Origin of the sequence: Mesorhizobium sp. M4B.F.Ca.ET.058.02.1.1, assembly GCF_003952505.1 — a bacterium.
In the GTDB taxonomy this organism is placed as follows: Bacteria; Pseudomonadota; Alphaproteobacteria; order Rhizobiales; family Rhizobiaceae; genus Mesorhizobium.
In genome coordinates, this window is sequence record NZ_CP034450.1 from 6,269,563 (window position 1) to 6,281,967 (window position 12,405).

The following is a 12,405-nucleotide window of genomic DNA, read 5'->3' on the forward strand; positions in this document are numbered from 1 at the left end:
CAGAGTTGGACTCATTCACTCATATCGCGCAGCGCGTCCTGTCTAACGATTTCGATGCAGCGCAGGCTGAGCAGGCGAATGACGCCTCGCTCCTTCAGCTTGGTGAAGACCCGCGAGACGGTCTCGATGGTGAGGCCGAGATAGTCGCCGATGTCCACGCGCGACATGGGCAGTTCGACTTGCCGCAGACCACCTTGGCGCTCTGCCAAATCGACCAGGAACGCCGCGATACGTTCTATGGCGTTCTGGCGGCCGAGGACGAGCAAGTGCTCTTGCGCCCTTGTCAGCCCCTTGAGCGCGAGCGGCAGCAGCTGCTGCGACATGTCAGCCCCGGCCGCGGTGCGAAACACGCGGACACCGGTGGCGTTGATCGCTTCGGCGAAGAAATGATGTGTCGTGTCGGCTTCGAAGCCGAATGTCTCTCCAGGCAAGTGGAAGGCGCTTATCTGCCGGCGACCATCGGCAAGCAAGCGGTAGACACGGACGGCGCCGAACTCGACCTGGTAGAAGGCGCCAGCCTTCTCGCCCTGGGCATAGATTTCCGACCCGGCGGGGAAGAAGCTGATTGGCTGGACCGGCACCGAGCCAAATGCCACCTTCAGGTTCGGATTGGCTGGCTGTAAGGGAATTGAAATCCTTGCGGTGGTGTAGGCGTTCATCGCTGCGTCCCCGGTTGACCGTTGTCACAGCAATCGCTCGAATTCACGGAGCGCGAAATTCGGTTATGTCCCTACGGGAAACTACGTAGAACCCGTCATAGGCGGACAAGGGTCCTCTGGGATTGCAGAAGCAATCAAGGTCGACAGCCATCGGGCAGCGCCGTGCATGCCTCGAAACAGGCCGCGCCGGGGCGGCCATTCTTTGGCGGCAGAAGACCTACTCAATTGCTTCCCGGCCCGACACCTCGCCAATGAAGATGCGGAAGAAGACATGCGGACCGCCATCGGAAACGGCAGGCAGGACCGGTTTGAGGGCGCCTGGCTCCCACCAGTCGGGGTGCTTGCTCAGCACTGACCACGCATGATCGCGCTGAAGCTTATGACCGATCCGGTCAGGCAGCTCTTCATAGCGGCCGTCGACAACAACGCTTCTCCAGCCTCGGCCTTGGCCGCGCTCATCGACCTGGACCGACACCAGAGGGTTGGCCCGCATCCAGTCGATCTTCTTGCCGGGCATTGAAAACGCATAGAGATGGTTGTCAGCATGCGCGTAGTACAACGGCACGACGTAGGGTTGCCCATCCTTCGCGCACGCCAGGTGGCCTAGGCGATTTGCGGTCAGCAATTTCGTGCATTCCAGGGCAGAAAGTGTGCGGATCAGCATCGGTGCGATCTCCTACTGCTCGCGGCCATCCGGGTGCTCCGGTTCGGGCTCGCAAGCCCAAGTTCGCGCATTCGGCGATTTCGGAAAATGATTCAGATCAAGGCGAGGCCTGCCATCTCGCGCATCCTAGGGCGATGTGGAAGCCTATCCTAAGCGCCCCGTTCGAATGCGATCTCGAACTCGCCGTCCTCGACGAGGATGGCGAGCATGCGCTTGTATTTCCCTGCATGAGGACGCGGAACGGATGGAAGAACGCGACGACGGGCGCCTATATCGACATCCACCCGACCCATTGGCGCGACTGGGACGCGCAGAGGGCGCCGACAGATGACCGCAATTCCGTTCCTCAATTACCCTAGTGCTTGGGATCCAGGATCAGCGCCATGCGAACCAGGTGCGACAGGCTGCCGGCGGCCATCTTGCTCATGACATTGGCGCGATGGATTTCGACCGTGCGCGGGCTGATTCCCAGATCATAGGCGATCGTCTTGTTCGGCAGACCCGACACAAGCCCATCCAGCACCTGCCGCTCCCGCTCCGAAAGCGTTGACAGCCGCCCGCGGATTTCCGCGGATTGCGGGTGGGTTGCATCAACTCGATTGCGATTGCCCAGCGCTGAACGGATCGCGTCGATCAAAATGTCGTCGTCGAACGGCTTTTCGATGAAATCCGCAGCCCCTTCCTTCATCGCCTGAACGGCGAGCGCGACATCGGCATGACCCGTCATGACAATGACCGGAAGCCTGTGCCCGCGAGCCCTCAGCTGCCGCAGGAACTCGATGCCGTCGATACCTGGCATGCGCACATCGGTCACGATGCAGCCGTCGACATTGTCGGTGGCTGAAGCCAGGAAGGCTGTCGCGGATTCATGCAGGCGCACGGCAAAATCGGCTGTCGCGAGAAGAAAACCGAGCGACTTGCGAACTTCGACGTCATCGTCGACCACATGCACGAGATCATTCCCGGCCATTGGCAACCTCTTCCTTGTTCACGATGCGCAAGGTGAACCGGAAAGCGGTTCCTCCAGACGGCATTGCCTCGGCCCAGATATGACCGCCGTGCGATTCGACGATTGTGCGGCAAATGGAGAGGCCGACGCCCATGCCCTGCTTCTTAGTGGTGACGAAAGGCTGGAAAAGCTGGGCGGACACCTCGGGCGAGAGGCCCGTGCCCGTATCGATCACGCTTACTTCGGCCATACCGTCGTCCCTGGCAATCGTCATGACATGCAACTCGCGACGTGTCGCGCCCTGCATGGCCTCCACCGCATTGCGCATCAGGTTGAGCAGAACCTGCTGAATCTGGATGCGGTCGGTCAGGACCAGTTCGGCCGCGGGATCGAGCTTGTAGCTTACTCGCATATCGGCTTCTCTTGCGCCAACGAGAGCCAGGGACGAGGCTTCCTCGATCAGTGCCGGCAGGCGCTCGACCTGGCGCTCGCTTTCACCTCTTGAGACGAAGTCGCGAAGGTGCCGGATGACATCTCCCGCCCGCAAGGCCTGCTCCGCTGCCTTTTCAACGGCCTCCCTCAACATCGGCGCATTCTCTTCCGTGCTTCTTTCGAGCAGCCGGCGGCTGCCCTTTAGGTAATTCGTGATCGCGGTCAGTGGTTGGTTGATCTCATGCGCAAGCGTCGAGGCCATTTCGCCGAGCGCGGTGAACCGCGCCATGTGAAGCAGCTCCTGTTGCTGCTCCTGTATTCTTGCTTCTGCCCGGTGACGCTCGGTCAGATCGCGGCAGAAGCCGGTGAAGAAGCGTCCGGTTCCTGGATGCATCTCGCCGACGGAAAGCTCCATGGGAAAGGTCGAACCATCCTTGCGCATTCCCGTGACAGTGCGGCCAAGCCCGATGATCCGGCGCTCTCCGGTCGCCAGATAGCGGCGCAGGTAGGCGTCATGCTCGTCGCGATAGGGTGCCGGCATCAGCAGGCTGACATTCTGGCCTATGACTTGGCTCGCTGCGTAGCCGAACAACGTCTCGGCGGCCGTGCTGAAGGATTGAATGCGACCTTGTTCATCGATGACGACCATTGCATCCGGCACCGTTGCCAGGATCGAACGCAGATGGTCCTCACGCAGCCGAAGTGCGGCATTCGCAAAAGAGAGCTCGCTGACATCCGTGCCTTCGACGAAGATCGCAGTGGTGCGGCCATCGCCGTCCTGGATCGGCTGATAAACGAAATCCAGGATGCGCTCTTCTGCCGGCTCGCCTTGCTTGTTGCGAAGAGCGACCTTCACGCCTTGGCCCCGGTATGGCTCACCGGTCTTGTACACATCGTCAAGCTGTTCGAAGAAGCCTTGGCCTTCGAGCTCGGGAAGCGCCTCACGCACCGGCTTCCCAATCACCCGCCTGTCGCCGATTAACCGCTGATAGGCGGCATTGGTCAGTTCGAAGACATGGTCCGGCTCTCGCATCAGGGCCATGAAGCCCGGAGCCTGCTCGAACATCTGCGACAAGACGGATCGCAGCATCATCCCGCCGGCCGACGAAATAAGCGCTTCGTTTTGGCTCACCTGAGGTCCTTGGGTGCCACGCTTGCAAGAGGGCTAATTATCACTCCTGGCCGCGCACGCAAAACCAATCCAGGCAAAAGCGCTCGGATGAGTCAGGGGTCGAACTGGCCGAGCGTTTCGGAGCGCACTTTGTTGGCCCTGGCTGCCGATTGTTCCGCCCTCGTCGAGACGGCCTTTGGCGGCGTCACGTACTCCGCATGCATCGCTTCATGTCGTATTGACCGCCGGCCGAAACGATCCTTGCAAGCGGAGTTGCCTGTTGACCAAGATCAAGGCGGCGACCCCCGGCATGGCAAAGATGGTTGGGAAACAGGAGTGATCCCAATGACTTTTCTCGACTATCTGATTTCAGTAGACGCCAGGACCGCCCTGATGGGGCGCATGATGCAGAAGCTCGGTGTCGACAGGCAGTTGAAGGTCATCGCGGACCATGCCGCCGTTACCAATCGGGCGGTGGACCGCTGCCGCTCCTGCGGCCACCAGGATGAATGCTCGACCTGGCTTGACCAACACCTGCAAGCCGACGATCCGCCAGATTACTGCCGCAACCGCGACCTCATCGCACGGCTGCAGCACGCGGCCGGCCGGCAGTAGTTGCTTTCAGAGGCTGCCGACGCTCAGGTAGCGTCCCATGGCTTGCGCGTAGCGGGGAGAGGTTTGCGAATGCCGTTGGAGGTCCGGGTTTGACGAGAGCCGCCGCGTCAAACCGAGCTTTGCGGTTGATGGATGTGCGCCCACGGGACCGGCAGTTTTGAGTACGCTATTTTTCCTGGAAGCATTTCTGCTTTTCGTCGCGCCGGGGCCAACCAACGCCCTTCTGATGGCAGGGGCTGTCAAACGCGAAAAGGCGGTCAGGCTTTTGATCGCGCAGGCCTGCGGGTACGGGATCGCCGCCGCCTGCTGGTTTTCGCTGCGTCCCTGGATGCCGCCCGGTGCCATCGAGGCACTGAAGCTGGTCGCCGCCGCATGGCTCGTAGTCCTTGGCCTGCGCCTGATAACAAGTGCCCGGATCAACGCCTCCAAGGATGGCGGCGCCATTTCCGTCCTGGCAACCAGTGCCCTCAATCCGAAGGCGTCTATCTATTGCCTGGCAATCGTGCCGACAGACGCCGCAGCGCGGGCGCTGGCGATATTCTGGATTGTTCTCCCGATTATCACGGCTGCCACGGGATCGGTGTGGCTTCTACTCGGTAGCCGGCTTGGCGAAGACGGAAGAACAACAGACAGGGTAGCGGGCACGGCGCTCATTGCATTCGCCATGCTGCTGCTTCGACCATTGATACCCCTGATCGCGACCTAAGGTTGGTCGCCACCGCTTGCTGCCGACTTCTGTCAGACCTACTAGGACACAAGCACAACTGACAATGGTCCCGCGCAGAACAGGCTGTCCTTGACCGCCTTGACGCCTGCAACGTTCTCCGCGGCAACCACAGCCGCCTTCCGCTGGCGCTCGTCAAAGATTGCGCCGCTCAGTTCGACAGTTCCTCGGTCGACACTCACCCCGATCAAGCCCCCGTTGCTCCAGGCTTGGCGTTTGAGCTCTGCCAGAACGTTCTTGCGGATGGAGTCGTCATCAGCCGTCGTCGCGCCCGATTTCGGCAGGACGCACAACAGCGCGCGCAGCAGGTCCGTGCGCGTGACGATGCCGACGAGCTTGCCTGCCTGGACGATCGGCACATTCTTGATCTTGTTCTCGGTCATCAACCCGACAATCTCGGCGAGCGAGGCACCGGGCGGCGCCGACACGACCTGACCTGTCATCACCTCGTCAACTCGACGTCCGCTTGCCAGGACGTATTCGTTGGCCAACTTGCCGGGGCCGACGACAAACTCCAGCCAGCGAGGACGAACACGCTGGGTGCCGAGCTCTTGACGGCGCAGGAAATCACCCTCGCTGATGATGCCGGCAACTGTCCCGTCATCGCGGACGACCGGCAGGCAGCCGATCTTCCTGGCGAGCATCAGTTCGGCCGCATCGGCGATCGACGCGCCCGGACCTACGGTGACGACCGGCGTCGTCATTATGGCTTGGGCCTGCATTGCTGCCTCCTGATTTCCATCCAGCCCTTTATCGGATGCCGCCCATTGTCGGACGATTGAGCGATCGGGTCATTGACCTGCGTCATTTCAGAGGAGCGGCGCAGTCACTTTGGCGGCTCATCCCGATCGATCAGAATGCGCGCCGCGGCCCCATCAAGATCCTCGTACTGACCGCTCCTCAGGGCCCACAGGAAGCCAGTCAGTCCAAGCGCACCGAGGAACAGCGCCACCGGGATGAGGTAGACGAGCGTCGTCATGAGGGTCGAACCAGCAGGCCGGGGGGTGCGCGCCGATCTTGCGGAGCGCTTTCAGCCGATGAACTTTTCGCTGAGCCTTGCAGTCGCAGGGCGTTTCCGATCACAAGCAGCGACGAGGCGGACATCGCGACCGCTGCGATGAGCGGCGTCACATGCCCAGATATGGCGATCGGCACCGCAAACGCGTTGTAGACGATCGCAATTGCGATGTTCTGCCCGATCAGTCGGCCCGCCTTGCGGGAAATGTCCAATGCCAAAGGCACAGCCAGGAGGCTTTCGCGCAGGAAGACGAAGTCGGCGGCATTGCGACCGACATCGGCCGCGGTCGCCGGGGCCATCGAGACATGCGCCGCACCAAGCGCGGGCGTGTCGTTCAGCCCATCGCCCACCATCAGAACCTTGTGGCCCTGCCTCGACAGAGCCCCGATCCGCTCGACCTTGCCGGACGGAAGCAGCGCCGGAACGTAGCTGTCGATATCCAGCGCCTTGGCGACTTCGGCACAGGCATTGGCGGTGTCGCCGGACAGCATCTCGACGGATACGCCGGCATCCTGCAACTTTGCGAGCGCTGCCTTGGCATCGGAGCGCGCCGCATCCTCGAACGCGAAGGCGGCGACGATCGTCCCGTTCTTCGAAAGCACCGTCCCGCCATAGCCGCCATATTTACCTTCGCCGCCGGTCCGTGCCTTCCATCCAGCCCATCCGCGCCGGCCGAGACGCCAGGTGTTGCCCTCTGTGCTGGCCTCGATACCAAAGCCTGGGTGCTCACCGACGGATCCGAGACTGGGTTGACCGGAAAAGCCCGCGAAACCGGCTATGGCCTTCGAGAACGGATGGCGCGAATGCGCGGCGATGTCTGCCGCGATCGCCAGCATGGTCGGGTCGATGGACGGCGCGTTGACCAGCCTTGGCTGGCCGAGCGTGAGCGTCCCGGTCTTGTCGAACAGTGCGGTATCGATCGCCGCCAGCCGTTCCATGGCCGAACCATCCTTGACCATGACACCGGCTTCGAACAGGCGTCGCGCCGCGACCACCTGCACGATCGGCACGGCGAGGCCGAGCGCGCATGGGCAAGTGATGATAAGAACGGCAATTGCGATCGTCATTGCCAGGTGCCAGTCGCCGGACGCGACCATCCAGCCCAGGAACGTCAGCAAGGCCGCGAGGTGGACCACAGGTGCGTAGAGGGCAGAGACCCGGTCGGCGATCCTGCGATACTGGGAGCGGCCACCTTCTGCGGCTTCCATGAGCCGGACCATTTCGGCCAGGAAGGAATCCTTCGCGGCGGCCGTCGCCTGCATTTTCAGCGGACCGGTGAGATTGAGCGTGCCGGCCTGAACCTGCGCCCCCAGGCCCACGGTGCGGGGCGTGCTTTCCCCGGATACCAGCGAGCAATCGAGATCCGAGTTTCCGCTGAGGATGTTGCCATCGACCGGAATTCGCTCTCCGGCGGCGATGAGCAACTCCATGCCGGGTTCGATCTCGCCGACCGGCAGGTAGTCGCGGATGCCATCGCCACGCAGCACTACGGCGCCGCGCGCTGCGAGCCGTGCCAGTCCGTTCACCGCGGTCCGTGCCCGCTCCCGCATCACATGATCCAGTGTGCGGCCGATCAACAGGAAGAACAGCAGCGACACCGACGCGTCGAAATAGGCGTGGTCGCCGTGGTTGATCGTCTCGTAGAGGCTCATAGCGTAGGCCAGCGAGACGCCGACAGCGATCGGCACATCCATGTTCATGCGTCCATGACGCAGCGCATTCCAGGCCGAGCGGAAATAGATGCCGCCGGCGAAGGCGAGCGCGGGGATGGCGATCAGTGCAGACACCCAATGAAACAGATCGCGCGTCGGCCCCTCGGCGCCGGACCAGACGGACACCGAAAGCAGCATGATGTTGCCCGCCGCAAAGCCGGCGACCGCGACGGCGCGGATCAGTTCCGAGAGCGTCTTGTCCTGGCCGTCAGCCTCCGGATCGAACAGGTGCGCATCGTAGCCCAGCCGCCCAAGCGTGGCGACGATTGGCGGAACCTCGTCACCGTGCCACCGCACCGAAACGCGCTTTGTCGACAGATTGACGCGCGAGCTCTCGATACGCCCGAGCTTTCCAAGCGCTGTCTCGATCGTCTGAATGCAGGCTGCGCAGTGAACCGCCGGTACCGAGAGATCCGTTTGGCGCAGGTCCCCGCCAAGCGAGCGGCTAGCCAACCGCATTTCCTGGCTTGACGGCAGGGCGGCTGCGCTCTCGTTCAGAGCCAACGCCATTTCAGCGCCCGGTGCACAACAGCTCATTGCAGCGCTCCATGGGAGATCATGATTCTACGGACGTCGCGATAGGGTTCCGCGAGACCGGCATCGGCATCGACTTCGACGATCCAGACGCCATCTCTCGGCGTGTGCTGCGCTGCAAATTCTTGGCCCGTGGAGGCCAGAATGATGGACTTGTCCTCTGCCTCGTAGGCGGGGTGGCGAAACAAAACCTTCACCGCGTGCAGGGGAACGGGTTTGCCTGCGGCATCGCTGAGGCCGTAGCGGACCTCACCCCATGCGATCGTCAGTTTGCCGGTCCAGCCGAGCGCCGCCCGCGCGCGCCCTTCCTCGGCCTTTCGGTTAAACTGCTGGCTCGCCACATAGGTGTTTTCGACAACGAGCCCGGTCCAACTCTTGCTGGCCAGCGTCGCCATGGTCAGGTTGACGCCAATGACCACGCCGAAGAAGCCGAGAATAATGAACAGCATATGCCGGCCGGTGAATTCGCGGGATTTCTGCGAATGGGCGCTCATCTGGCGGGCTCCGGTGCATTGAACGTGGCCGTGTATTCGGCGGATTCGAGGCCGGCCTTGTCCTCGATCAGGAACTTGAAGCTCTGCGCGGCGCCGCCGATCTGGTCGGCTGGCTGGCGGACGAAGACCTTCAGCGTCTTCAGCCGGTCGGGATCGGCCAGGGTGGCGAAAGAGCGGGCGGGGGGAAGCTCAATGCCGACCGCGCTCATCTCGGCGCCCGGCAGGCCTTGCAATGTGACGACGATCGTCCTCGGCTCGGGGATCATGTTGAGCAGCTTGACGGTGTAGCCGTTGCGGATCGAGCCGTCCGAGAGCGTCACGAATTGCGGATTGCGGTCGTGCAGGACGTTGAGCTCCAGGCGCTCGCGGGTCAGCAGCGAATAGAGCAGCGCGAGCCCGACCGCCGACCATGCGCCCAGATAGATGAAGGTGCGCGGACGGAAGATCTTGCGAATGTGGAAATGCGCCAACTTTTCCGAAAAGGCGCCGTCGGCAGTTCGCACCAGCGAGGGATCCACCGGGCGTGACCCCCCGCAGTGGCCACAGCCATGTTGGCATTGTAGTCGGACAATGTCGCATAGGAGATCAGTCCGCGCTGCCTGCCGAGCTTGTCCATCACGCTGTCGCAGGCATCGATGCAGAGCGCGCAGGTGATGCATTCGAGCTGCTGACCGTCCCGAATGTCGATACCCATCGGGCAGACAGCGACACAGGCATTGCAGTCGACGCAATCGCCAACTAGCTGTCCGGCGGCAAGGGCTTTCTTGGCATGGCGCGAGCGGGGCTCGCCGCGCCAGTCATTGTAAGTCACAGTGAGCGAATTCTCGTCCAGCATGGCGGCCTGGATGCGCGGCCATGGGCACATGTAGGTACAGACCTGTTCGCGCATCAGCCCGCCGAATGTGTAGGTGGTCGCCGTCAGCACGAGGATGGTCACATAGGCGACCGGCGCGGCCGTGCCATGGAAAACCTCACCGGCCAGTGTCGGCGCATCGGCGAAATAGAAGATCCAGGCGCCGCCGGTTGCTGCCGCTATCACCAGCCAGATGGCGTGCTTCGATGCACGCAGCACCAGCTTGCGTGCCGTCCATGGGCCGGCGTCAAGCTTCATGCGGGCGTTGCGATCGCCTTCGATCGCCCGCTCCACCACCAGGAACAGGTCGACCCATACGGTCTGCGGGCAGGTATAGCCGCACCAAGCGCGGCCGACCGTGGATGTAATCAGGAAGAGGCCGATGCCGGCCATCATCAGAAGTCCAGCGACGTAGTAGAATTCCTGCGGCCATATCTCGATGAAGAAGAAGTAGAAGCGGCGGTTGGCGAGATCGAGCAGCACTGCCTGATCGGGCGCGAACGCGCCGCGATCCCACCGCAGCCATGGCGTCAGGTAGTAGATGCCCAGCGTGATCGCCATCACCAGCCATTTGAAGCGGCGAAAGCTGCCTGAAGCGCGTTTCGGGAAGATCTTCCTGCGCGGGGCATAAAGCGGCTGCCGGACCCTGGCGGAGTTGACCGCCTCTGCCTCCAGCCGTTCCACCTGCGTCTGATCCAGCACCTTCATCTCCATTTGCGCACGACCGATAATCCCGCCCGAGCAACTCTTGCCGCCGGACGGGCTTCGCCGCGTTGATGCAGGTCAATCTTCACATGACGGAATGAAACGAGGCCCGGCGCTGGCCGGGCCTCTACGCTTTGGCGGCCGAGGGCCGAGAATAGGCCCCGCCTCCTATTCTCCGCCGCCAAGCGAATGGACGTAGACCGCAAGCTCCTTGACCTTGGTCTCGCCGAGACGTCCGATCCAGGCTGGCATGACGCCATGTTTCGGCACGCGGACCTGGGCCGCGATGGCCATCTCGCCCGATCCGTAGAGCCAGATCGCATCGGTCAGGTCGGGCGCCCCGAACTCCCTGTTGCCCTTCGCATTAGCGTCATGGCAGGCGACGCAATTTTCCGCGAACACCTTGGCGCCGGGCTCGATCAGGCCTTTGTCCTGGACCGGACCGGAAAGGCTGGCGACATAGGCGCTGACCTGCTTGATCTGGTCGCCCGTGATGATGTCGCCAAAGGCAGGCATTTCCGATTGCCGCGTATCAGGATTGGAGGCGAAGCGGATGCCGTGCATGATTGTCTGCTCGAGCTGCTCGGCATTGCCGCCCCACAACCAGTCGTCGTCGTTGAGGTTGGGGAAACCCGCGGATCCTTGGGCGCCTGAGCCGTGGCACTGCACACAATTGACCTTGAACGTCGCTCCGCCGGCCGCAACCGCGAATTCACGCAGCGCGTCATCAGCAGCGATCTCGGAGACGGTCTTCGCCTGGATGGCGGCGACATACTTGCCTTTTGCGGCTTCGGCAGCGGCCAACTCGTTCTTGACATCGTTGCGGCTGGAGTAGCCGAGCACGCCCCTTGTCGCCGAAGACAGCATTGGCCACGCCGGGTAGGCGATGGTGTAGCCGATCGCCCAGGCGATGGTGATGTAGAAGGTTATCACCCACCAGCGGGGAAGAGGGTTGTTGAGCTCCTTGATGCCGTCCCACTCATGGCCGGTCGTCGAGATGCCCGAGACGTCGTCGATATGCTCTGTGCTCATGATCAGTCGTCCTTGAGGGGAATGCGGGCGGCTTCGTCAGCTTGGCTGCGACCGCCGGGCCGCAGTGCGAAGGCAATGCATCCGACAAAGAACAGCGCCATGGCGAGCAGGCCCCAGCTGTCGGCGAATTCCCGCATCAGATTGTAATCCATGGTCGGTCTCCTCAGCGGTAGCCGGCGGCTTCGTCGTAGGTCTTGAAATCGACCAGAGTGCCGAGCATCTGGAGATAAGCGACCAAGGCATCCATCTCGGTGACCTGCAGCGGATTGCCGTCGAAGTCGCCGACCTTGGCTTTCGGATAGCGCTTTTCCAGGCCGGACGTGTCGGCACTGGGATCGGCCTGTGCCATCAGATCGGCATTGGCGTTGGCGATCATGTCGTCGGAATAGGGGACACCGACCCGGCTGTTGGCGACCAGATGCGTCGAGAAGTTCTTCACCTCGACCGGCGTATCCTTCAGGAAGGCATAGCGAGGCATGATCGATTCCGGCACCACCGAACGCGGATCGGCGAGGTGCTGCACATGCCAAGCGTTGGAGTAGCGATCGCCGACGCGCGCGAGATCGGGGCCGGTTCGTTTGGAGCCCCACTGGAACGGATGATCGTACATCGACTCCGCCGCCAGGCTGTAGTGACCGTAGCGCTCGACCTCGTCGCGGAACGGCCGGATCATCTGGCTATGGCAGAGATAGCAGCCCTCGCGCACATAGATGTTGCGCCCCGCGAGTTCGAGCGGCGAATAGGGCCGCATGCCTTCGACCTTCTCGATCGTGTTGTCGAGATAGAAGAGCGGTGCGATCTCGACGATGCCGCCGACAGTCACCACGAGCAGCGAGCCAATGAGAAGAAGCGTCGCGTTCTTCTCGATGATTGCGTGTTTGTCCATCAAGCCCATGTGTGGCT

The 12,405-nt window shown here is 62.3% G+C and carries 13 protein-coding genes and 1 pseudogene; 2 read left to right on the top strand and 12 right to left on the bottom strand.

Translation table 11 applies throughout. The annotated features are described in order from the left end of the window. Positions 1-11: 11 nt before the first annotated feature. The 4 genes from EJ073_RS30515 to EJ073_RS30535 form a co-directional block, all read right to left on the bottom strand. Entirely contained in the window at positions 12-659 is a 648-nt protein-coding gene (locus tag EJ073_RS30515; RefSeq protein ID WP_126058897.1) for a helix-turn-helix domain-containing protein, read from the bottom strand. Between the two features lie 217 nt (positions 660-876). Beyond that, complete coding sequence (locus EJ073_RS30520; protein ID WP_126058898.1) at positions 877-1,323, bottom strand: pyridoxamine 5'-phosphate oxidase family protein; 447 nt, start codon at positions 1,321-1,323, stop codon at positions 877-879. Between the two features lie 355 nt (positions 1,324-1,678). After that, positions 1,679-2,293 (bottom strand): response regulator FixJ, encoded by a 615-nt coding sequence (gene fixJ, locus EJ073_RS30530; protein WP_126058900.1) that lies wholly within the window; start codon positions 2,291-2,293, stop codon positions 1,679-1,681. Then, on the bottom strand, positions 2,280-3,797 hold the full coding sequence (locus tag EJ073_RS30535; protein WP_245455794.1) for a PAS domain S-box protein: 1,518 nt from the start codon (positions 3,795-3,797) through the stop codon (positions 2,280-2,282). Before EJ073_RS30535 ends, fixJ begins: the two co-directional genes overlap by 14 nt. A 171-nt stretch (positions 3,798-3,968) precedes the next feature. On the opposite strand from EJ073_RS30535, the gene EJ073_RS32680 reads away from it, so the two are divergent. Both EJ073_RS32680 and EJ073_RS30545 read left to right on the top strand, forming a co-directional pair. Next, the gene (locus EJ073_RS32680; RefSeq protein ID WP_245455431.1) at positions 3,969-4,430 is read left to right on the top strand and encodes a DUF6455 family protein; all 462 of its coding nucleotides are present in this window, start codon (positions 3,969-3,971) and stop codon (positions 4,428-4,430) included. Positions 4,431-4,587: 157 nt separating this feature from the next. Then, positions 4,588-5,136, top strand: a complete 549-nt coding sequence (locus tag EJ073_RS30545; protein WP_126058902.1) for a hypothetical protein — start codon at positions 4,588-4,590, stop codon at positions 5,134-5,136. 41 nt (positions 5,137-5,177) lie between these two features. On the opposite strand, the gene EJ073_RS30550 is transcribed toward EJ073_RS30545, so the two are convergent. From EJ073_RS30550 to ccoO, 8 genes and pseudogenes are all read right to left on the bottom strand, one after another. Then, positions 5,178-5,876 (bottom strand): CBS domain-containing protein, encoded by a 699-nt coding sequence (locus EJ073_RS30550; RefSeq protein ID WP_126058903.1) that lies wholly within the window; start codon positions 5,874-5,876, stop codon positions 5,178-5,180. A gap of 104 nt (positions 5,877-5,980) precedes the next feature. After that, the gene (ccoS, locus tag EJ073_RS30555; protein WP_126058904.1) at positions 5,981-6,133 is read right to left on the bottom strand and encodes a cbb3-type cytochrome oxidase assembly protein CcoS; all 153 of its coding nucleotides are present in this window, start codon (positions 6,131-6,133) and stop codon (positions 5,981-5,983) included. Continuing rightward, positions 6,130-8,421, bottom strand: a complete 2,292-nt coding sequence (locus tag EJ073_RS30560; protein ID WP_126058905.1) for a cation-translocating P-type ATPase — start codon at positions 8,419-8,421, stop codon at positions 6,130-6,132. Before EJ073_RS30560 ends, ccoS begins: the two co-directional genes overlap by 4 nt. Next, positions 8,418-8,912, bottom strand: coding sequence for a FixH family protein (locus EJ073_RS30565; RefSeq protein ID WP_126058906.1), 495 nt, complete (start codon positions 8,910-8,912; stop codon positions 8,418-8,420). The genes EJ073_RS30560 and EJ073_RS30565 overlap by 4 nt, the downstream gene beginning before the upstream one ends. Continuing rightward, positions 8,909-10,473: pseudogene (ccoG, locus tag EJ073_RS30570) on the bottom strand (cytochrome c oxidase accessory protein CcoG). The gene EJ073_RS30565 and the pseudogene ccoG overlap by 4 nt, the downstream one beginning before the upstream one ends. A 165-nt stretch (positions 10,474-10,638) precedes the next feature. Beyond that, positions 10,639-11,502, bottom strand: coding sequence for a cytochrome-c oxidase, cbb3-type subunit III (gene ccoP / locus EJ073_RS30575; protein WP_126058907.1), 864 nt, complete (start codon positions 11,500-11,502; stop codon positions 10,639-10,641). 2 nt (positions 11,503-11,504) lie between these two features. Further along, the gene (locus tag EJ073_RS30580; protein ID WP_019860163.1) at positions 11,505-11,654 is read right to left on the bottom strand and encodes a CcoQ/FixQ family Cbb3-type cytochrome c oxidase assembly chaperone; all 150 of its coding nucleotides are present in this window, start codon (positions 11,652-11,654) and stop codon (positions 11,505-11,507) included. 11 nt (positions 11,655-11,665) lie between these two features. After that, positions 11,666-12,397: a cytochrome-c oxidase, cbb3-type subunit II gene (gene ccoO / locus EJ073_RS30585; protein WP_126058908.1), complete on the bottom strand. Its 732-nt coding sequence runs from the start codon at positions 12,395-12,397 to the stop codon at positions 11,666-11,668. Between the last annotated feature and the right edge of the window lie 8 nt (positions 12,398-12,405).

Bases quoted from the DNA above. Each gene is read 5' to 3' on its own strand.
- ccoS (WP_126058904.1), bottom strand. From the start codon at position 6,133: ATGACGACGCTCGTCTACCTCATCCCGGTGGCGCTGTTCCTCGGTGCG.
- fixJ (WP_126058900.1), bottom strand. From the start codon at position 2,293: ATGGCCGGGAATGATCTCGTGCATGTGGTCGACGATGACGTCGAAGTT.
- ccoO (WP_126058908.1), bottom strand. From the start codon at position 12,397: ATGGGCTTGATGGACAAACACGCAATCATCGAGAAGAACGCGACGCTT.
- EJ073_RS30520 (WP_126058898.1), bottom strand. From the start codon at position 1,323: ATGCTGATCCGCACACTTTCTGCCCTGGAATGCACGAAATTGCTGACC.
- EJ073_RS30515 (WP_126058897.1), bottom strand. From the start codon at position 659: ATGAACGCCTACACCACCGCAAGGATTTCAATTCCCTTACAGCCAGCC.
- EJ073_RS30550 (WP_126058903.1), bottom strand. From the start codon at position 5,876: ATGCAGGCCCAAGCCATAATGACGACGCCGGTCGTCACCGTAGGTCCG.
- ccoP (WP_126058907.1), bottom strand. From the start codon at position 11,502: ATGAGCACAGAGCATATCGACGACGTCTCGGGCATCTCGACGACCGGC.
- EJ073_RS30565 (WP_126058906.1), bottom strand. From the start codon at position 8,912: ATGAGCGCCCATTCGCAGAAATCCCGCGAATTCACCGGCCGGCATATG.
- EJ073_RS30560 (WP_126058905.1), bottom strand. From the start codon at position 8,421: ATGAGCTGTTGTGCACCGGGCGCTGAAATGGCGTTGGCTCTGAACGAG.
- EJ073_RS30535 (WP_245455794.1), bottom strand. From the start codon at position 3,797: ATGATGCTGCGATCCGTCTTGTCGCAGATGTTCGAGCAGGCTCCGGGC.
- EJ073_RS30580 (WP_019860163.1), bottom strand. From the start codon at position 11,654: ATGGATTACAATCTGATGCGGGAATTCGCCGACAGCTGGGGCCTGCTC.